This is a genomic window from Sorangium sp. So ce321, assembly GCF_051530195.1.
Lineage (GTDB): Bacteria > Myxococcota_A > Polyangia > Polyangiales > Polyangiaceae > Sorangium.
Window position 1 is genome coordinate 102,343 of the sequence record NZ_CP150329.1, and the last position, 18,983, is coordinate 121,325.

Sequence of the window (18,983 nt, forward strand, 5' to 3'; positions counted from 1 at the left end):
GCACTCTCCCGTGAAAAAATATCGTTAAGCCACGGACGGCAGATGGCAACCCGCGGCGCGTCGGACCCGGGACCGGTGGGGACGAGCCGGACCCGTGGGCCAGAGCCGGGGCGGGCGCAACCTGGGTGCGGGCGGGCGGCGCAACCTGGGTGCGGGCGGGGCGCGGAACGCAACCTGGGAGGCCGGGCGGGCAGGGCAGGCGCAACCAGGTTGAGGCCGAGCGCAACCCGGGTGAGGCCGGGCGAGAGCGCCGGAACCGTAAAATTTATTAATTTCGGTAGTTTACACGGCGCCCCCGTCGCTCCGCGCCGGGGGGCGCCATCTGGCAGGAGCGCTCAGCTCCGCCTGCGCCGCCGGTGCAGCGCGGCGGCGCAGGCGCCGGCCGCCAGCAGGGCCCACGGCGCCGAGCGGCTGCCGTCGCCGTCCGCGCCCACCGTGCAAGCGCAGCCGCCGCCTTGCACCACGACGCCCTCGCCGGGCGGCGCCGTGACGCACGGACCGATGGAGCCGTCCGGATTGCGGCACCCCGCGACGCACTCCTTCGTCGCCTCGTCGCACACCATCCCGGCGCCGCAATCGCTGTCCTGCTCGCACGCCGCGGGCTGGTCGTCCGCAGGATCGTTCGGATCGCGCTCGCCCTCGTCCACGACGCCGTCGTGATCCGCGTCCTCCTCGCCGTCGATCGCGCCGCCGCCGTCCGTGTCGGCCACCGTCGGATCGGTCGTCGTGGCCCCCTCGTCGCCGTCGGGCACGCAGGTCTCCGCGTCGGCGTCGGTGTCCTCGTGCGAGCAGCCCTTGCCCAGCTCCGTCCCGTCGAGGAGCCCGTCGCCGTCGCTGTCGGGATCGAGCGCGTTGATCTTCCCGTCGTCGTCCGTGTCGGCGCCAGGCTCGACCTCCTCGCCGTCGATCACCCCGTCGTCGTCGCTGTCGGCGTCGTCCGGATCGGTGCCGAGCTCCGTCTCCTCGCTGTTCGAGAGGCCGTCGCCGTCGCGATCGCCGCGATCGTCCCCGGAGTCGTTCGGATCCGTCTCGGAGCTGCCCTCGTCGACCGTGCCGTTGTGGTTCTGATCCTCGTCGCCGTCGCTGACCCCGCCGCGATCCGTGTCGGGGTCCACCACGCTCGTCGTCGAGACCCCGCCGTCGGCGTCCGGCGTGCAGCTCGCCGCCTCGGCCGCGGTGTCCGCCTCCGCGCAGTCCTTCCCCGCCTCGGTGCCGTCGAAGAGCCCGTCGCCGTCGCTGTCCGCGTCCAGGATGTCCAGGAGCCCGTCGCCGTCGCCGTCGTCGCTCGGGTTCGGCTCCTCGCCGTCGACGAGGCCGTCGTCGTCGCTGTCGCGATCTCCCGGATCCGACTCGAGGAACACCTCGAGGTCGTCGCTCAGCCCGTCGCCGTCGCCGTCGCCGTCGACGTTCTGGCTGTCGTCGTCGCCGTGGCCGGCGCTCGGATCGGCCTCGCCCGCCTCGACCGCGCCGTTCAGGTTGGTGTCCTCGGAGCCGTCGGTCGCGCCGCCCCGGTCGCTGTCGCGGCTCACCGCCGACGTCGTGACCGCGCTGTCGGCGTCCGCCCGGCAGTGCCCAGCCGCCGCGTCGGTGCCCGGGCCGTCGCAGCCGAGGCCGATCTCCGTGCCGTCGTAAAGGGCGTCGTCGTCGCTGTCCACGTCGCGCGCGTTGACGAGCCCGTCGCCGTCGGTGTCGTCCGCCGGGTTCGGCTCCTGCCCGTCCTGCACGCCGTCGTCGTCCGAGTCCGCGTCGCCCGGATCCGTGCCCAGCGTCTCCTCGAGATCGTCGCTCAGCCCGTCGTCGTCCCCGTCGTCGTTCCCGCTGTCGTCGTCGCCGTGCCCGCGGGTCGGGTTGCTCTCGCCGTTGTCGGCGACGCCGTTCAGGTTCGCGTCCTCCGAGCCGTCGGTCGCGCCGCCGTCGTCCGTGTCCGCGTCGAGCGGCGACGTCTTCGTGGCGCCGGCGTCCGCGTCCGCGGTGCAGTGGCGCGCCGGCGCGCCGGGGCCGTCGCAGCCGAGGCCGAGCTCGGTGCCGTCGTAGAGGCCGTCGTCGTCGCTGTCGACGTCGAGCGGGTTGATGAGCCCGTCGCCGTCCGTGTCGTTCGCCGGGTTCGGCTCGAGCCCGTCGCGCACCCCGTCGCCGTCGGTGTCGGCGTCGTCCGGGTCCGTGCCGAGCGCGGCCTCGAGGCCGTCGCTCAGCCCGTCGTCGTCGCTGTCGGTGTTCAGCCGGTCGTCGGCGGCCTGGCCGGCCCGGGGGTCGGTCTCGCCCGCGTCGAGCGCGCCGTTCAGGTTCGTGTCCTCCGAGCCGTCGGTCACGCCGCCGTGGTCGGTGTCGGCCTCGAGCGGCGACGTCCTGGTGGCGCCAGCGTCGCCGTCAGGGGTGCAGCTGCCCGCCGTCGCGTCGGTGCCCGGACCTGTGCAGCCGAGGCCGAGCTCGGTGCCGTCGAAGAGGCCGTCGTTGTCGCTGTCGACGTCGAGGGCGTTGATGAGCCCGTCGCCGTCGTTGTCGTCCGTCGGGTTCGGCTCGGCCCCGTCGCGCACGCCGTCGTCGTCGGTGTCGGCGTCTTCCGGGTCCGTGCCGAGGTGCCCCTCGAGGGCGTCGCCGAGCCCGTCGCCGTCCGTGTCCGGGCTCTGGTTGTCGTCGGCGCCGTTCCCGGTCGTCGGATCCGTCTCGCCGTCGTCGCGCACGCCGTTCAGGTTCGCGTCCTCCGAGCCGTCGATCGCGCCGCCGTTGTCCGTGTCGGCGTCGAGCGGATCGGTGGTCGTCGAGCCGCCGTCGCCGTCGGGCACGCAGTGCCCCGCCAGCGTGTCCGTGCCCGTGCCGTTGCAGTCCGTGAGGCCGAGCTCCGTCGCGTCGAAGAGGCCGTCGTTGTCGCTGTCGACGTCCCGCGCGTTGACGAGGCCGTCGCCGTCTGTGTCGCGATCCCAGAGCTCCTCGGCGCCGTCGCCGATGCCGTCGTCGTCGGTGTCGGCGTCGTTCGGGTCCGTGCCGGCGCCGCTCTCGTCCCCGTCGCTCAGCCCGTCGCCGTCGCTGTCGACGAGGATCTCCGTGGGCTGCGCGCCCGGCTCGGTGCCGTTGCCGTCCGTCGGGTACTCCTGGGCGGCGCCGCCCTCCGGGCTCTCCCCGGTGACGACCGCCTGGTTCACGATCTCGCCGTCGGTGTCCGCGTCGATGGTCACGCGGAACCGCACCGTCGTGGTCTCGCCGACGCCGAGCGACCCGCCGCTGGCCGCATTGGCGCCATTGCCGAGCCGGACGCGGATCGTCCTGGAGCCGGCGATGTACTCGCCCTCGTCGTCGCCGGCGGCGTCGGTCACGCCGCCCGCGTTCGGGCCGGTGGCGACCTCGAGCGAGCCCGCGACGTAGGTGACCCCGGCGGGCAGCGGGTCGTTCAGCGCGACCTCCGCGGCGTCGTCGTCGCCCGTGTTGGTGACGATGATCGTGTATTCGAGCGTGTCGCCCGGCGTGACGCCGCCGCCGTCGAGGTCCAGGACCGACTTGCTCGACGTGGAGAGATCCGGCAGCAGCGTCGGCACCGACGTGACGATGCCGCCGAGCAGGTAGCTGTCGGACCCCGACACCACCGCGCCGATCTCCGCCTCCGTGTCGCCGGCCATGAGCAGACCCGACGGGACCTGGACCACGTCGACGTCGATGCCGCTCATGCTCAGCGGCCCCCCGGTGAGCCTCGGCAGATCGCCCGCCGAGGACGACGGCGCGCCGAGGAACGAGCGGGAGCTGTTGAAGAAGTTGTTCGCCGGGTTCTGCGCGTCGAACAGCGCGGTGCCGTTCCACTCGAGCGCGTCGCCGGCTGAGCTGTCCCCGTCGAAGCCGACGACGCCGAGCTTCGCCTGGCCCGCGCTCGAGGGGACGATGAACCCCGAGATCGTCCAGTCCACCGTCTGGCCGTCGATGACCGGATCCAGCCCGTCGAAGATCGCGAGGTTCCGCGCGGGCGCGGTCGTGAGCTCGTAGAGCACGACCATCCACCAGCCGGCGAACGTGAACGCCTGGTTCACGCCGTTGAGCGGGGCCGGGTTGTTGATGCCGCTCAGGCGATAGGCGCCCGCGCCGCGCGCCTGCACGAGCGAGGTGACGTCGGCGACCACCTGGGAGTGCGTGAGCCCCGAGAGCGCCTCGCCCGAGAGGGTGCCCGACACCGCGGAGGTGAACGTGGTGCCGGGCCGGTCCAGGGTCACGGAGAGGTCGACCGAGCCCGAGGAGCGGCTCACCGCCCAGTAGAGGTACGCGTGGGTCACCCGCGCGCCCGTCGGCAGGGTGAGGACCGCGGTGCTGCGGGCCGCCGAGGGAGCTATCGTGTTGCTCGCCTCGGCTTGCCCGGCGAGGGGGCTGTCGGCCCGCCAGTAGATGTCGGGCGCCGCGTCGGCGAGCGTCATCTCCGCGCCGCACGGGCCGACGTCGCCCACCAGCGGCGCCGGCGTCGACGCAGCGCAGTCGTGCGCGAGCGTGTTGCCGATGAGGACGAAGTCGCCGCGCTGCGCCACCTGGACCCGGTTGAACGGCTCCGCGCTCGCGGTCCCGGTGAGCGCCCCGAGCAGCGCGGCGCTGGTGAGCCCCGTGTATGCCAATCGCTTTGCCATCGAAGCCTCCAGCCCTATGGCTGCTTCTTTGCCTTCTCGATGATGTTGAACTGGACGCGCCGGTTCTTCTGGCGCCCCGCCTCGGTCTTGTTCTCCGCGATCGGGACGTCAGGCCCGTAGCCCTTCGCCTGCATGCGCTCGACCGCGATGCCCCGCTCGACGAGCGCCCGCAGCACCGACTCCGCGCGGGCCTGGCTCAGCTTCGTGTTGAACTGGCGCGTGCCGCGGTCGTCGGTGTGGCCCTGGACCTCGATCTTGAGGATCTCCGGGTGGTCCTTCACCACGCCGGCGACCTCGTCGAGCAGCTCGTTGCTCACCGGCCGGATCGTCGCCTTGCCTGTGTCGAACTGCACCTGCTGGAGGATGACGATCTCGGTCTCGGTCACCCGGACCGCGACCGGGCACCCGTTCTGCTTCGGGTCCTCGTCGGCCTTGCCCTTCTCGTTCGGGCAGGCGTCCTTGTCGTCGCGGATGCCGTCGCCGTCGGTGTCGCCCGGGCAGCCGTTCGTGGCCGGGTCGGTCGTGGCGATGCCGGGGATCTCCGGGCACGCGTCCGAGGGGTCGGGGATCTTGTCGCTGTCGCGATCGGGCGGCGGCGGGCAGCCGTTCTTCTTCGGGTCGTCGCTGGTCGGGCCGGCCACGTCCGGGCACGCGTCGATGTCGTCGAGGACGCCGTCCTTGTCGCGGTCCCCGGGCGGCGGGCAGCCGTTCTTCTTCGGGTCCGGGGCGGCGACGCCGGCCACGTCGGGGCACGCGTCGACGTCGTCGAGGACGCCGTCCTTGTCGCGGTCCCTGGGCGGCGGGCAGCCGTTCTTCGCGCGGTCCGCGCTGCCGACGCCCGGCACGTCCGGGCACGCGTCGACCGGGTCGAGGATGCCGTCGCCGTCCCGGTCCTTCACCGGCGGCTTCACCTCGGGCGAGTAGGCGATCAGGGCGACGGCGCGGAACGCCGGCGTGCCGACGCCGGCGGTGAGGCCGGGGCCCACGCCGAGCCCGGCCTCGAAGTCGTCGGCGAAGCGGTAGCGCCCGCCGAGCAGGGCCTCCAGGTTGGTGGTGCGCTGCTGGAGGTCGGAGACCGTGACGGCGCCGGTGATCTCCGGCCCGATCTGCAGCCGCCGCTCGTCGTCGAGGAGCAGCCCGACGCCGGCGCCCCAGTGCACCATCAGCCCTTGCTCGACGTTGGCGAACTGCCTGGTCGACCGGAACTCCGGCCCTGCGGAGAGCGACCACACCGCGCGATCCAGGTGGCCGCCGAGGACGAGCTCGGGCCCGCCGCGCACGGTGCCGTCGCCGGAGTACGCCTCGGGATCGCCGGTCGGCAGCCACACGTGACCGGCGACGGCGATCTGGAACGGATCGAAGTAGTCGCCGTAGAGCGTGGCGCGCGCGCCGAGCCGGAGATCCCCGAGCGCGCTGCTGGCCGGCGGCGGGAGCACCGCGCCGGAGGCGGCCCCGCCGTCGCCGGACTGGAGCGCGAGCGGCAGATCGACGTTCACCGTGAGGTGCTTCCAGAGCGAGAGCGAGGCGTTCAGGTGGAGCAGGAGCTGGCTGCCGACGACCTTGCCGTCGCCGATATCCGCGTTCCCCGACTCTCTCCGCAACACCAGCGGATCCTGGGCGTAGTCGCCGAGGATCATGATGTGCGGCGAGGTGTCCCCTGCGGTGTAAGCGGATTGGACTCCGAACATCCTGTCGCCGGCGGGCGCAGGCCGGAACCTGTCGAGCGCGAAGCCCTCGGGCCTCGCGGGTTCCTGCGCCTCGGCGCGAGCCGCTGCGCCGAGCAGGCACAGCGCCGCCGCGAGCGCGGCCGTCGGATGGGTCCCCTGTGTACGAGCCGGCATGGAACGAGGTCGCCTCCCTAGCGAAGGAACAGCAAGCCGCGGAAGTATCGACCGAAACGGGCGCGACGTTCAACGTTTCGCGAGGTTTTCAGGCGCCTGCCGGGCGATCGGGTCAGCCGGAGCGAGGGCGCTGCGCGCCAGCTGACGCAGGTGCGCGCCCGTTCCGGAGGGGCTCAGCGCACCATGTGGCGCGGGTGGCGCGGGTGCGCGCCAGGTCGGAACGGCTCCTGCGCGAGATCTGGTACGGCCGCGCACGGCCACGCGCGGCGCGGTTTGCTCCGATGCACGGCCGCGCTGCGGTTTGCGCCAGCGCAGGATCACGGGCGCGGCTTGCGCCGGCGTACGGGTTTCCCTCATGGAGGTCAGGGCCGCTGGCGCCCTGAGGCTGCGGTGGTGTCATCTCGCACGCCAGGGTTGCTACCGGACAGCAGCAGCGGTAGAGCGGCCCCCTAACCCCGCGGCACGCGTTGCTCGCGGTACTCGTTAGGAGGCACCAATGGCCCGCGAACCCAAGAACTTCGACCACCTCCTCGGCGGTAACGCCAAGGGCTTGAGTGACCTGCAGCTCAAGGCGCATTTCACGCTGTACCAGGGCTACGTGAAGAAGCTCAACGAGATCTGGGAGCAGCTCGGCAAGGCTGACCGCAGCGCGCCGAACTACTCGTTCAACGCGTACAGCGAGCTCAAGCGCCGCGAGCCTGTCGCGTTCAACGGTACGGTGCTGCACGAGCTGTACTTCGAGAACATCGGCAACGGCTCGACGCAGCCGAGCGCCCAGTCGAAGCAGCTCATCGAGGCGTCGTTCGGCAGCTTCGACAACTGGCTCGCCGACGCGAAGGCAGCCCTCCTGAGCGCCCACGGCTGGACGGTGCTCGTGTACGACTATCAGGAGAAGAAGCTCTTCAACAACCTCATCCGGACCGAGCACGACGTAGGTCTGTTCGCGAACACGCATATCATCGTCGCCATCGACGCCTGGGAGCACGCGTACTTCGCGGATTACCAGACCAAGAAGGCGGACTACGTGGCGAACGTGCTCTCCGGCCTGAACTGGGACGTGCTCAACGCGCGCTTCCAGCAGATCGGGCCGCAGGCTGGGGTGTAGTCTAACGTTGGTCTCACGGCGGGGGCACGCGCCCCCGCCGCCCCACCACCCGCGATCCACCTGAGCTTCCCGGGGCGTGATGCCGCTTCGGGCCGGACACCCGTCTTGGCCTGATACGACTGCCCTCCGTGGCGTGCTGCCGGGGAGATGCACGCTGTACATGGCGTGATGCCGGACAGATGTGCGGCGCGGTGGCGTGATGCCTGTCAGATGTGCGGCGCGGTGGCGTGATGCCGGACAGATGTGCGGCGCCGTGGCGTGATGCCGGGCTCGAAGCCCGGCGCTCGTCGCGATGTGCCCTTTCCGGCTCCGTCCTGTAGACTGCTCGCGACAATGAGCAAGGCCTCGTCGAGCTCCCCCGACGTTCAGGAAGAGAGCCTCATCCATGTCCGCCGGATCCACCGGCGCGACCTCAACCGCGTCTGGGAATTCCTCAAGAAGGTGTTCCGGGACGTGAACCGCGAGACGGTCGAATACCAGCGACCACGATCGAAGAAGCGGTTCCTGGAGGTCTACGAGGAAGAAGGCGTCGAGCAGCTCCTGTTCGAGGTCCGCCAGGGAGATGGCCAGGATATCGTCGGTTACGCCGAGTGCGCGTTCGAGATCACCGGGACCGACAACTGGATGAACGAGCGGTACTTCACGAAACACGACATGCGCCCCCTCTTCGTCGAGGAGCTCGCCGTCCACCCCGATTACCAGGGACGCGGCGTCGGCGCCTTCATGCTCGAGCAGCTCGAGCACCTCGCCCGCATCCACGGCTGTACCCACCTCGTGCTGGAGGTCGCCGAGAACAACATCGGCGCCCTCAAGTTCTACCGGAAGCGCAGCTTCTACCGGCTCGACGCCGCCATCTTCATGGCGAAGAAGGTCGCCGTCGACTCCGAGCTTCTGCCGCCCCGGGCCCTCAAGAAGCCGCGCCCCCAGGAGGAGCCAGGCGCGTCCGCGAAGGCGAAGCGCGCGTCGCGGCGGCCCGCGAAGGCGCGCGTGGCCGAGAAGCGGTCGAGCGCCCCACCGCCGCCGGGATCACCCCTGCCGGACGAAGCGGCCGGCGAGGCGCGCGACCCCCGCGTCGATGCGGACGCCGGCGATGAAGGCGAGCCGTCCTGAGCCCGAGCGCAGGCGAATCGCTCCGCGCAGGACGCGACCCGACGACCGGGCCGCGCCGGGCGAGGACGCCGCGCCGTCAGAGCTCGACCGTGCCGTGCTGGCGCAGGGTCGCCGGCAAGGACAGCGCGTGATCGATGCAGGCCCGGATGTCGTCGAAGTTCGATAGCCCGTACCAGAACACCGTCCAGCTCTCGTTGCGGTAGCTGCCCTCGGCCTGCTGGAAATACCAAGGGTTGATCTCGTTGCCGTTCCGCGCGCGCCAGAACAGCTGCGGGTTCTCGCTCTTCATCCGCGTCCAGAGCGAGCCGCCGATCCCCACGCCCTGCGCCTCGTTGGTCACCGCGAACTTGTCGAGGTACGGGGTCGAGGGCGCCTTCCCCTTCGCGTCGAGCGTCAAGATCGCCGTCGCGCGGTACGAGTCGGACAGGTAGATGCGGTAGAACGGCTTCTTGTCGAAGTAGTGCTCGTCGAGCTTCCTCTGGAAGCACGCCTCGAGCAGGTCGCGCAGCCGGCCGCGGTCGATGCCGTCGAGCGTGTCGTGCCGCAGGATCCGCTCGCCGCGGCGGACCAGCGTGCCAGAGCCCGTGTGCGTGAAGAGCTCCTTCGCCAGGTGATCCGGCGCCGTGATCGAGACCGACGAGGTCGCCGGGAGCCCGTCGAGCAGGAGCTTGATCTCCTGCAGCTTGAGCCGCATGCCGCCGTCCAACCAGGGCTGCGCGACGAGGCCCGCGTAGTCCTCCTCGAGGTTGATGGCCGAGATGATGCGCCCGTGCTCGTCGAGCAGCCCGCCCGTGCTCGTGAGGAAGATCATCTTGAACGGCTGCGTCGCGAGCGCGAGCTCGCGCGCGGCCACGTCCGCGTTGATGTTGACGATCTGCCCGCCCGTGGTCTCGCCGAGGCAGGCGAGGATCGGCAGGTGCCCCGCGCGCAGGCTCGACCTCACCGCGTCGACGTGGACGCGCTCCACCCTGCCGACCAGCCCGAGCCGCCCCTCGTCCATCAGCGACGCCTCGAAGACGCCCGCCGTGATCGGCCGCGTGCGCGTCCCCATCTCCTCGAGCGCCTCGACGAGCCGCAGGTTCTCGCGGAGGAAGACGCGGCGGGCGACCTCCAGGATGCGCGGCGTCGTGACGCGCAGGCCGTTCACGCGCTCGGTCGGGATGCCCGCCTCGGCGAGCGCCCGGTCGAGCTGCGGCCCGGCGCCGTGGATGACGATGGGATACAGGCCGACCTGGTTGAGGAACACGAGCGAGGTCGCGAGCGCATCGAGGTCCTCGTCGAGGATGGCGCCGCCCACCTTGATGACGGCGAACTTCTGCTGATCGACGGCCGCGTACTGCTTCAGGTACTGCTCGACCTCCTTGCGGCTGCCGAGGTTCCTGAGCAAGCGGACGATGACATCTTGCGTCGAGCCCATCGCGGTCACCACCCGTTGGCCAGCATGTCCATCACGGCCTTCTGGACGTGCAGCCGATTCTCGGCCTCATCGATGACCATGGAAGCAGGCGAGTCGATCACCGCGTCCGTGACCTTGACGTTGCGCCGGACCGGCAGGCAATGGGAGAAGAGCCCGCCCCCGGTGAGCGCCATCTTCTGCTCATCGACGATGAAGTGCTTGTGCTTGTCGCGGATGGGCTTCTCCTGCTCCCAGCGCCCGAAGTAGGGAATCGCGCCCCAGCTCTTCGCGTACACGACGTGGGCGTCGCGGTAGGCGGACTCGATGTCGTAGGTGATCGAGAGCTTCCGCCCGTTGTCGGCCGCGCTCTTCCTGGCGGCGTCGAGGTAGCGCTCGTCGAGGTGGTACTCCTCGCTGGGGCAGAGCAGGGTGACGTCCATGCCGAGCTTGGAGGCGATGAGAACGGCCGAGTTGGCGACCGCGGTGTTGAGCGGGCGCGGGTGGTACGTCCAGGTGAGGACGAACTTCTTGCCGTCGAGGCGGCCGAGTCGCTCCTTCATGGTGAGCGCGAGCGCGAGCTCCTGGCAGGGGTGGGTGATCGTCTCGAGGTTCACGACCGGCACGGTCGCGTGGCGGGCGAACGCCTGGAGCACCTTGTCCTGGCGATCCTCCTCCCAGCGCTGGAACTTGGGGAACGCGCGCACGCCGATGAGGTCGGCATAGCGCGAGAGCACGCGAGCGGCCTCCTGGACGTGCTCCTCCGGCTCGCCGTCCATCACCGCGCCGTCCTCGAACTCGATGGGCCAGGCGCCCCGGCCAGGCTCCAGCACGACGGCGTGGCCGCCGAGCTGCCGGATGCCGACGTCGAAGGAGGTGCGCGTCCGCAGCGAGGGGTTGAAGAAGACGAGCGCGATGGTGCGATCCTTGAGGCGCGGCTCGATCGGGTGCCGCTTGAAGCGCTGCGCGCGCTCGAGGAGGCCCTCGATCTCGGCGCGGGTATAGTCCATCGTGGTCAGAAAGTGCCGCATCGAATGCCTCCTCGTTCAGACAAGCGCGGAGCGAGCGCCCGCATTGGAGCAAGCCTGGCGGCGATGTCAACGACGCACGCGGCGGTCGAGCTGCTGGCCCCGGCCGACGAGCTCGGGCACCGGCGGCAGGTCCGGCGGCGCTCCGCGCGGGGGCGCCTGGTGATACCACCTCTGGTGCGTCGGTACGAGCCGCTGATCCACCTGCGCTCCCTGCGCATGGAGGCGTGAGCGAGGCTGGCCGCTCCGGGCGCGTGGCCGCCGTGCACATGCAGGGTGGGGAAGAACAGGTGCTCTGATACCGGGCCTCGCGCGAGGCGCGCGAGGCGCTGAAGGGGCGCGGCAGCCGCTTCCCGGGGGCGACCGGGTGGACCCGAACGCGTGATCGGCGTCGCGCCGATCGAGGATCGCGCAGAGCCCAGGGGAGGTGCGCATCGCCGGCTCCTCGAGCGTCGGGCCCTGCTGCCCTCGTTCCTCCCTCACCCGCCGGAAGTCGACCGCCCGCGCCCGCCAGCCCGAGGGGACTTCTCGGCAGGTCGGGTAGCTCAGGATTGCATTGCCGATTTCAGGAACGAAAGGTGTACGCTGACCCGTAGGGAAAAACGGGCGGGATTTGAGGGAACACCCCCTGGCCCGCATCCTGCTAAGTACGTACAGCAGAGCGCCCGTGACGGTTTCCCCCCCCCACCGTCGAATGGGCGCTCTTTTTTTTGTGCTCATGTAGCGGCATGGCGTGAAGAGCATGGGGGCGCTCCGATGACGCTGGTCGTGATCCTCACGGTGCGGTGCGAGGCGCTCGACGCGTTCCGTGCTTACGAGAGGAAGGCTGCGGCCGTGATGGCCCGGTATGGGGGCGCGATCGAGCGGACCGTGGTGACCGCGCCCGACAGCGCTGGGCTCAGCCTGAAGGAGATTCACATCGTCACCTTCCCGGACGAACAAGCCTTCTCGGCGTATCGCCGGGATGGCGAGCTCGGGGCGGTGGCGCACCTGCGGGACGCGTCGGTCGTCCAGACCGAGATCCTGCGCGGGGAAGAGGGGCCGGACTACCACACCGCGCCCGGCTGACGGTCGCCGCGTGCGCGCTGCGCCGATCGTCTCCCGTCGTGTCCCTCGCCTCGTCGTGGGTACCGCCCCGAGGGCGGCAGACGATCGGCGCCGTCCGGAGGCGCCAGGCGATCGAGGTCTCCGGGGCTTTCCTGACGTTCGCGGCGGTCTGGTGGTCTTCTCGGTGGGGGCGCTGTACACGCGAGTCGGCCGAGCGCCGCTCTACTCGTGCTCGGCGATGCACGCGGTGGCGATGCGCCGGAACCCGACCCGCTCGTAGACGCGCGCGACATCGTCGTTCTGCGCGGACAGGAATACCGTGTGAGCCCCGGCGTCCCGGGCGTGGCGGGCCAGGGCCGCGGTGACCGCGGCGGCGAGGCCTTGTCGCCGGGCCGCCGGCAGCGTGCCCACGCCGACGATCTCGGCGACGCCCTCTGCGTGCTGGTAGCTGCCGGCGCAGAGCGGACCGGCCAGCGCGCCGTGGCGGCCCCGGGCGGCCGCGTGCACCATCGTCCCCTCGACCAGCGACGCGTGCCACGCGGCCATGTGCCCGGCCGGGAGCGCGGCCGCGGTGGCGTCCCGCTCGGCCGGCCCCGCGGGGCCCGCCGCGGTGCTCAGCGCGCCGAAGGCGACGTGCGCGACGGCCTGCACGGCGGCGAGATCCGGGTCTCGCGGCGTGATGATCGCGAGGGAGATGTCCGCGGGCAAAGCCACCTGGACGGGCTCACCGGAGAGCACGAGCAGCGGGCAGCGCCGGACGGGCAGGCCGGTCGCCTCGGTGGCGGCGTCGAGCCCGGGGGTGATCTCGAGCACCCACTCGAAGGCCTCCGGGACCGAGAGCTCCCGCTGGCGGGCGCGCACCGCGGCCACGTCCTCGGCCGACACGGGGCCGGGGTGACCGAAGGTCGGACGGGCGTAGTACGGCCAGCCGTCCCCGCGGCGAACGAAGAGGGTCAGCGGCCCGTGGTCCTCGGCGTCAGCGCGCCGGCGAGGGACGGCGTCGTAGAACCGCTCGATGGCGTCGAGCTCCGAGGAGGACAGGCGCGGCTCTTCCATGACACCTGAGGTCGAAGCGATGCTGGTAGTGGAGTTCCACGAGGTTGTCGAGGGGAGACATGGCGCCTCGCGGAGCTTCCGTCGCGGTCGCGGAGCCTCCGTCGCGGTCGGAGGCGCGCGCTCGGTACGTCGGTCGATACGTCAGTCGCGCGCGCCGTCAGGGCCCGGACTGGCTGCGTGGCAGTCGCTCGGACAGCTGCAGTCGTTCTCGCCCGCGCCGCAGCTGCCGTCGCCGCACTTCGCGCAGCGGTGGGCGTCGGGCGCCGTGGGCACGCACTGGCCATCGACGCGCTCCATCGCTGGAATGCGCGTGAGGTCCGGGCAGCAGGTGGTGAACGATTTGCTGGACGCCATCGCCCCCTCCCCCGCGCAGTGAGAGGCGAGCTCCGCGCACGAGCCATCGGCTTGCTGGACGTAGCCGGGCAGGCAATCGCACTGCGGTCGGCGAGGGCGCAGCACCGGCACCGTGCCGGCCGGCCCTCCCGGACCGAGCTGGGCCTCGGTCGGGGAGCCCGCCGCCGCGGCGCTGGTCGGGCTCGCCGTCGGAGGGGAGGAGATCTTGCCGTCGGGCGTCTGGGAGGCGATCGGGATCCAGTCGATGACCTGCCCGTCCGGCGTGACCGTGGTGGCCACGATGTTGCCGCGAGGCGGCCGCGGGGTACCACCCGGCGCGCAGGGGTTGTCGGACTCCGGGCGAGGGGGAGCCACGGGGTCGGGCTCGCTGGCGGCGCAGGCCATCGTGAGGAGCAGCAGGGGGCAGAGGAGCAGGGCAGGCGCGTTCATGGGCATGGAACACGGGAGGCCGCGGGATCTTACGGCGCCTCGCCGTCGCTGAGCTGCGCCGGGTCGGCGGTGCGCAGGGACGGGCCGTCGCACGGGCGAGGAGTGATCTGGAATTACGCTGGACCGTGGCGATGAAAGCGAGGCGAAGGCGCGTCCTGGATCGAGCGCTCAGCACGGCAGTCTGTCATCCCGGGAGTCCTCACTTGCCCATCAGCGCTTCCACGCTTCCACGCGAGCTCTCCAGGCCCGGGGCTCGGCGGCCGGACCTGCGGCCCGCGGCCGCGCCGGCCTGACGCCCCCGGCTCACCTGTCGCCGCTCTCGTCCCGCTCCGGCTCGTCATCCAGGAGCGGCTCTACGTCGGCCCACAGCGCATCCAGATCGAGCTCGAGCCCGTCCAGCCCCGGTACGCGCACCTTTCCTTCCGAGGCGGGCAACCGCTGCACGTAAGAACCATCGGGGCCGAGCTCGCACAGCTCGAAGAGCTGCGCGTCGGGATCCACGAGCCAGTACCAGCGCACCCCGAAGCGGGCGTACTCGATGGCCTTCTCCATCCGGTCGCGCCGCACGTCGCGCGGTCGCCGCGAGAGCACCTCGACCACCACGGTCGGGGGGATCCGGGAGAGCACGTCGCGGCCGCGAAGGGGCGCGCCCGGGGCATACATGCACACGTCGGCCTTGCGCCCGCGTCGCGCCGACACGCCGAGCTTGTACTCCGAGCCAAACACCCAGCCGCCCTGCGGTCGAGCCCAGCCGCGGAGCACCTCGATCAGCCAGCTGACCACCGCCTCGTGCAGCGTCGTCGGCACCTCTTCCTCCACGAGATGACCATCGAGGAGCTCACCCGGCTGGTCCTCATCCAGGTCGGCCCACTGCTCCAGCGTCATCGGCTCAGTTCGGAGGATCTCCGCTGTCGCTCTCGAACCCATGCCGCCCATCGTACCACCCGACGGGCTTCCCGCGACGCACCACCCACGCCACGGGCTTCCGTTACGCCCTGCGGCGCCCCTCACACCCGGAGCACCACGCCTCTCGCCCTCTCGCCCGTCGCTTCGGCGATGGCCTGCACGTAGAGCCGCACCTGCGCCTCCTGCGCCGCGTGCGCGGTGCCGGCGTCCGAGCCGGTCTTGAAATCGACCACGGTCCAGATCCCCACGTCGCCGACGCTCTCCCGGAACGAGAGGTCGACGACGCCCTCGGCGATCGTCCCGTCCTCGAGCCGCAGGAGCAGCGGCGTCTCCCGCTCGCACGCGCCGCGCGCCGCGCTCTCGGCCGCGCGCCGGAGCAGCGGGTGCTCGAGCGCCGCCAGGGCCGCCGCGACCGCCGCGTCGACCTCCTCGGCCGGCGCCCCGAGCAGCCGCGCCTGCGCCGTGGCCACGACCCGCACCGCGTCCTCGCCCGCACGCAGGTCCACCTCGGCCAGCACCGCGTGCACCAGCGTCCCGAACCGCTTGCCGTAAGGCCGGCCCTCGCGCGCGACCACCGTCTGCTCGAACGAGATCACCGGCAACGCGTCCGCCCGCTTGCCCCGCTCCGCCGCCCCGCCGCCCCGCTGCGCGGGCGCCCCTGTCACTCCGGACGCCCTCGCCGCCTCTGCTGCCGCCGCTTCCGCTGCGGCGGCCGCCGCCGCCTCGTGGCTGATCTCCGTCGCCGTCTTCACGCGGACCGCCGCCACCGAGCCGTCCCGGATCGCGCGCTGCCGCGCCTCCTGCCACACCTCGTGGCCGCGCTGCCCGAGCTCTCCCGCCCCCCCGGCGCCCGTCACGCCGGCGCCCGTCACGCCGGCGCCCACCGCCATCCCGGCGCCCGTCACGCCGGCGCCGCTCGCGTCCGCCTGCAGGATCCGCTGCTGCCGGAGCCCCGCCTCCGGCTCGCGATCCAGGTCGAGCGTGCTCGGATCCCACCACACCACCCGGTGCGACCCCGCCATCGGCGCGTGCTCCCCGGGCGCCACCGCGTCCCGCTCGTCGGCCTCGCAGCGCGCCGGGCGCTCCAGCACCGTGTCGGTCCCGAACGGAGGGCAGCCGGGCGCCGGGCGCGCGTTCCGCCGCTCGCGCGGCGGCGGGTAGAGCACCGGGTGCAGCACATCGAGCCAGCCGTCGCTCGAGCCGTCGCCAGGGCGCGCGTCGCCCACCGCGGGCACCACGAGCAGCTCGCGCGCCCGCGTCGCCGCCACGTACGCGAGCCGCACCGCCTCCTCGCGATCGCGGCGCAGCACCTCGTCGCGGCGCTCGACCAGCTCCGCGGGCACGCAGCCCGCGATCGGCTCCGCCCACAGGCCGAGCGCCGGATCCACGTGCCGCGACGGGTTCTGATGCACCGCCGGCGACGCTGGATCCGCCAGGATCACCACCGGGAACTCGAGCCCCTTGGCCCGGTGCACCGTCATGATCCGCACGCCCTCCGTCCCTTCCTCGACGACCGGCGCCTCCGCCACCTCGCCCCGCTCGGCGTCCACCTCGAGCCGCTCCACGAACGCCCGGAACGACGTCGCCCCGCCCGCCTCGAACCGCCGCCCGAGATCCATCACCCGCAGCACGTTCGCGAGCGCCTGCTCCCCCGTCGGCCAGATCGCGATGCCCGCGTGCGCCCGCGTCTCGTCGAGCAGCCCGCCGAGCGTGTCCGCGATCGGCCGCCGGTTGCGCTCGCGGTGCAGCCGCCCGAGCACCGCGAGCGCCTCCGCGACCTCCCGCAGCGGCCGCGCCCCGCCCTCCACCGCGACGTCGAGCGCCCCCTCGTCCGGCTGGAACAGCGGGTGCAACCGCTGGAACCGGTCGCGGTACAGGAGCAGCACGTCGTCCGTCAGCGCGAACAGCGGCCCGCGCAGCGTCGCGTACACGCTGAGCTCGTCGTCCGGCCACTCGATCGCGAGCAGCGCGCTCCGCACCGCCATCACCTCCTCGCGATCGTGGAACGACCGCCCGCCCACGAGCACGTGCGGGATCCGCCGCGCCTCGAGCGCCCGCACGTACGCGCGCGTCGCGTCCTCGCCGAACGTCTGGAACCGCTTGAACAGGAGGCAGATGTGCCGCGCCTCGAGCGGCACCCGCTGGCCCGGCCGCTCGCGCTCGGTCACCGTCCAGCGCCGCTCGCCCGGGGCCGCGCCCCGGCCCGCATGGATGAGGTGGTGGACGAAGGCGCCCACCGCGTCCGGGATCGACTGCCGCACCCGGAAATCCGAGATCTTCCCGTAGTCTCCATAAGGCCGCGGCACCGGGAGCGCGATCACCGTCGGCTGCTCCACCGGGTCCTCCCGGAACCGCTCCAGCGCGACGTACCGCGCCTGGCTCGCCACGCGCTCGCCCTCGGCCGCGCCGCCCTGCATCAGCGGCGCGAACGCCGCGTTGACGGCCTCCTGGATCGACGGGGCGCTGCGGAAGCTCGTCGACAGGTACAGCACGCTCGCGCCGCACGCGACGAGCCGCGCCTTGGTCGCCTCGTAGAGCGCGACCTCGGCGCGGCGGAAGCGGTAGATCGACTGCTTCGGGTCGCCGACGACGAAGAGCTTGCCAGGCACCGGGCGCGCCCGCGTCCAGTCGGTCTCGGCCGGGTCGTCGGCCGCGAGCAGGAGCAGGATCTCCGCCTGCAGCGGGTCGGTGTCCTGGAACTCGTCGACGAAGAGGTGCGAGAAGCGGAGGTTCAGCTCCTCGCGGACGCTGCGGCTCGAGCGGAGGAGGTTCCTGGCGCAGAGGAGCAGGTCGAGGAAGTCGAGCTTGCCGGCGCGCGCCTTGAGCGCGTCGTACGCCTCGATCGGCGGCCTCAGCTCGCGCGAGAGGCACGCGGCGAGGTCGGCGCTCGCGGCCGTGAGCACGGCGTCGAGCTCGGCCTTCGCGCGGTCGCGCTGCGCGAGCACCTCGGCGCGCGAGAGATCCCCGCCGAACGCCTTGCCTGCGCCCTTCCAGCGCCATTCCTTCCAGCGCGCGACCTCGCCGAGCTCGGCCTCGAGCCCGTCGTGATCGCGCCCGCCCGTCACCTCCTCGCGGCGGCGGAGCTCCGCGAGGTAACGGTCCAGGGTGCGGAGGCTCTGCGCGAGGTAGTCGCCCTCCCGGTCCGCCTCGGCGCCGAGATCCGCGAGCGCGGCGAGGCGATCGAGCAGCTCGTCGATGGCGCGCTCGCGATCGAACGGGTCGCGGCGCCAGGGGCGCGTGAAGTCGCGGTGCTCGGCCAGCTTGAACGCCGCGCCCCGGAGCAGGTCGCGCGGGCCCTGCGCGCCGTCGCGCGGGCGGCGGCGCAGGATGCGGCGCACGCCCTCGGGCGGGTCGTTCAGGGTGCGCTGGAACCAGGCGTCGAAGGCCTGGTCGAAGAGCGACTCGGCCTGGTCCGCGGCCGCGACCTGGAAGAGCGGGTCGACGCGCGCCTCGACCGGCCACTCGCGCAGCAGGTCGGCGCAGAACGAGTGGATCGTCCCGATGCGCGCCGCCTCCAGGTGCGCGAGCGCCTCGTCGAGCCGCGCGCGCTCCGCCGGGCCGGACCTCGCGTCGCCGCGCGCCCGCTCGATCTCGGCCCGGAGGCGCAGCTTCATCTCGCCCGCCGCCTTCTCCGTGAAGGTCACCGCGACGATGCGATCGAGCGTCCCGCCGCCCTCCTCCGGCGCCCTCCGCAGCACGGCGACGACGCGCGACACGAGCGCCGTCGTCTTGCCGGTGCCCGCGGCGGCCTCGACGACGAGCGTCGTCCGGAGGTCCTCGCGGATGCGGCGGCGAGCAGGCTCGTCCACGAGCTCCCGCGCGCCGCGCGCCCGGGCCGCGCCGGCGCTCACGGGCGCCTCCGCGCGGGAGGAAGGCGATGCCCTGGGTCGAGGCGCAGGGGCGCGCCGGCCGGGCTCGGGGAGGGGAGGAGGGCGTACCGCACGACGTCGCGTGTCGAGGCTGTCGGGCGATAAGGTGGCCCAGATCGGCGTCGAAGGAAACGCCGCACTGCGGCGTCGCGCCTTCCGCGCCGCGCCGCGCTCCCGCCGGGCCGCGCTGGCCGGAGGGCGCCCCGGCGAAGCGCGCCCCCGCGCGGAGCGACCTCATGTGGCCCGCAAG

12 protein-coding genes are annotated in these 18,983 nt (G+C 72.5%); 4 read left to right on the forward strand and 8 right to left on the reverse strand.

What is annotated here, in order from left to right; all coding sequences use genetic code 11:
• Window positions 1-335: 335 nt before the first annotated feature.
• Window positions 336-4,595 carry a hypothetical protein gene (locus WME89_RS00390; protein WP_438007307.1) on the reverse strand — a complete coding sequence of 1,420 codons (4,260 nt, stop codon included), beginning with the start codon at window positions 4,593-4,595 and terminating at the stop codon, window positions 336-338.
• A 14-nt stretch (window positions 4,596-4,609) separates the two neighbouring features.
• Window positions 4,610-6,436: an OmpA family protein gene (locus WME89_RS00395; RefSeq protein WP_438007308.1), complete on the reverse strand. Its 1,827-nt coding sequence runs from the start codon at window positions 6,434-6,436 to the stop codon at window positions 4,610-4,612.
• Between the two features lie 496 nt (window positions 6,437-6,932).
• Between WME89_RS00395 and WME89_RS00400 the strand changes: the two genes are divergently transcribed.
• Window positions 6,933-7,541, forward strand: coding sequence for a superoxide dismutase (locus tag WME89_RS00400; protein ID WP_438007309.1), 609 nt, complete (start codon window positions 6,933-6,935; stop codon window positions 7,539-7,541).
• Between the two features lie 333 nt (window positions 7,542-7,874).
• Complete coding sequence (locus WME89_RS00405; RefSeq protein WP_438007310.1) at window positions 7,875-8,651, forward strand: GNAT family N-acetyltransferase; 777 nt, start codon at window positions 7,875-7,877, stop codon at window positions 8,649-8,651.
• Between the two features lie 76 nt (window positions 8,652-8,727).
• On the opposite strand, the gene WME89_RS00410 is transcribed toward WME89_RS00405, so the two are convergent.
• Both WME89_RS00410 and WME89_RS00415 read right to left on the reverse strand, forming a co-directional pair.
• A complete protein-coding gene (locus tag WME89_RS00410; RefSeq protein ID WP_438007311.1) occupies window positions 8,728-10,068 on the reverse strand; it encodes an acetylglutamate kinase in 1,341 nt (446 codons plus the stop codon).
• Between the two features lie 5 nt (window positions 10,069-10,073).
• On the reverse strand, window positions 10,074-11,075 hold the full coding sequence (locus tag WME89_RS00415) for an N-acetylornithine carbamoyltransferase (RefSeq protein WP_438007312.1): 1,002 nt from the start codon (window positions 11,073-11,075) through the stop codon (window positions 10,074-10,076).
• Between the two features lie 63 nt (window positions 11,076-11,138).
• Between WME89_RS00415 and WME89_RS00420 the strand changes: the two genes are divergently transcribed.
• Together WME89_RS00420 and WME89_RS00425 are read left to right on the forward strand one after the other, a co-directional pair.
• On the forward strand, window positions 11,139-11,303 hold the full coding sequence (locus tag WME89_RS00420; protein ID WP_438007313.1) for a hypothetical protein: 165 nt from the start codon (window positions 11,139-11,141) through the stop codon (window positions 11,301-11,303).
• Between the two features lie 525 nt (window positions 11,304-11,828).
• On the forward strand, window positions 11,829-12,140 hold the full coding sequence (locus WME89_RS00425; protein ID WP_438007314.1) for a hypothetical protein: 312 nt from the start codon (window positions 11,829-11,831) through the stop codon (window positions 12,138-12,140).
• Between the two features lie 201 nt (window positions 12,141-12,341).
• Here WME89_RS00425 and WME89_RS00430 read toward each other — a convergent pair whose 3' ends face one another.
• The 4 genes from WME89_RS00430 to WME89_RS00445 form a co-directional block, all read right to left on the reverse strand.
• Window positions 12,342-13,175, reverse strand: a complete 834-nt coding sequence (locus tag WME89_RS00430) for a GNAT family N-acetyltransferase (protein WP_438007315.1) — start codon at window positions 13,173-13,175, stop codon at window positions 12,342-12,344.
• A gap of 141 nt (window positions 13,176-13,316) precedes the next feature.
• Complete coding sequence (locus WME89_RS00435) at window positions 13,317-13,958, reverse strand: hypothetical protein (protein ID WP_438007316.1); 642 nt, start codon at window positions 13,956-13,958, stop codon at window positions 13,317-13,319.
• Window positions 13,959-14,261: 303 nt separating this feature from the next.
• The gene (locus WME89_RS00440; RefSeq protein WP_438007317.1) at window positions 14,262-14,885 is read right to left on the reverse strand and encodes a Uma2 family endonuclease; all 624 of its coding nucleotides are present in this window, start codon (window positions 14,883-14,885) and stop codon (window positions 14,262-14,264) included.
• An 80-nt stretch (window positions 14,886-14,965) separates the two neighbouring features.
• Window positions 14,966-18,715: a UvrD-helicase domain-containing protein gene (locus tag WME89_RS00445; RefSeq protein WP_438007318.1), complete on the reverse strand. Its 3,750-nt coding sequence runs from the start codon at window positions 18,713-18,715 to the stop codon at window positions 14,966-14,968.
• Window positions 18,716-18,983 lie beyond the last annotated feature (268 nt).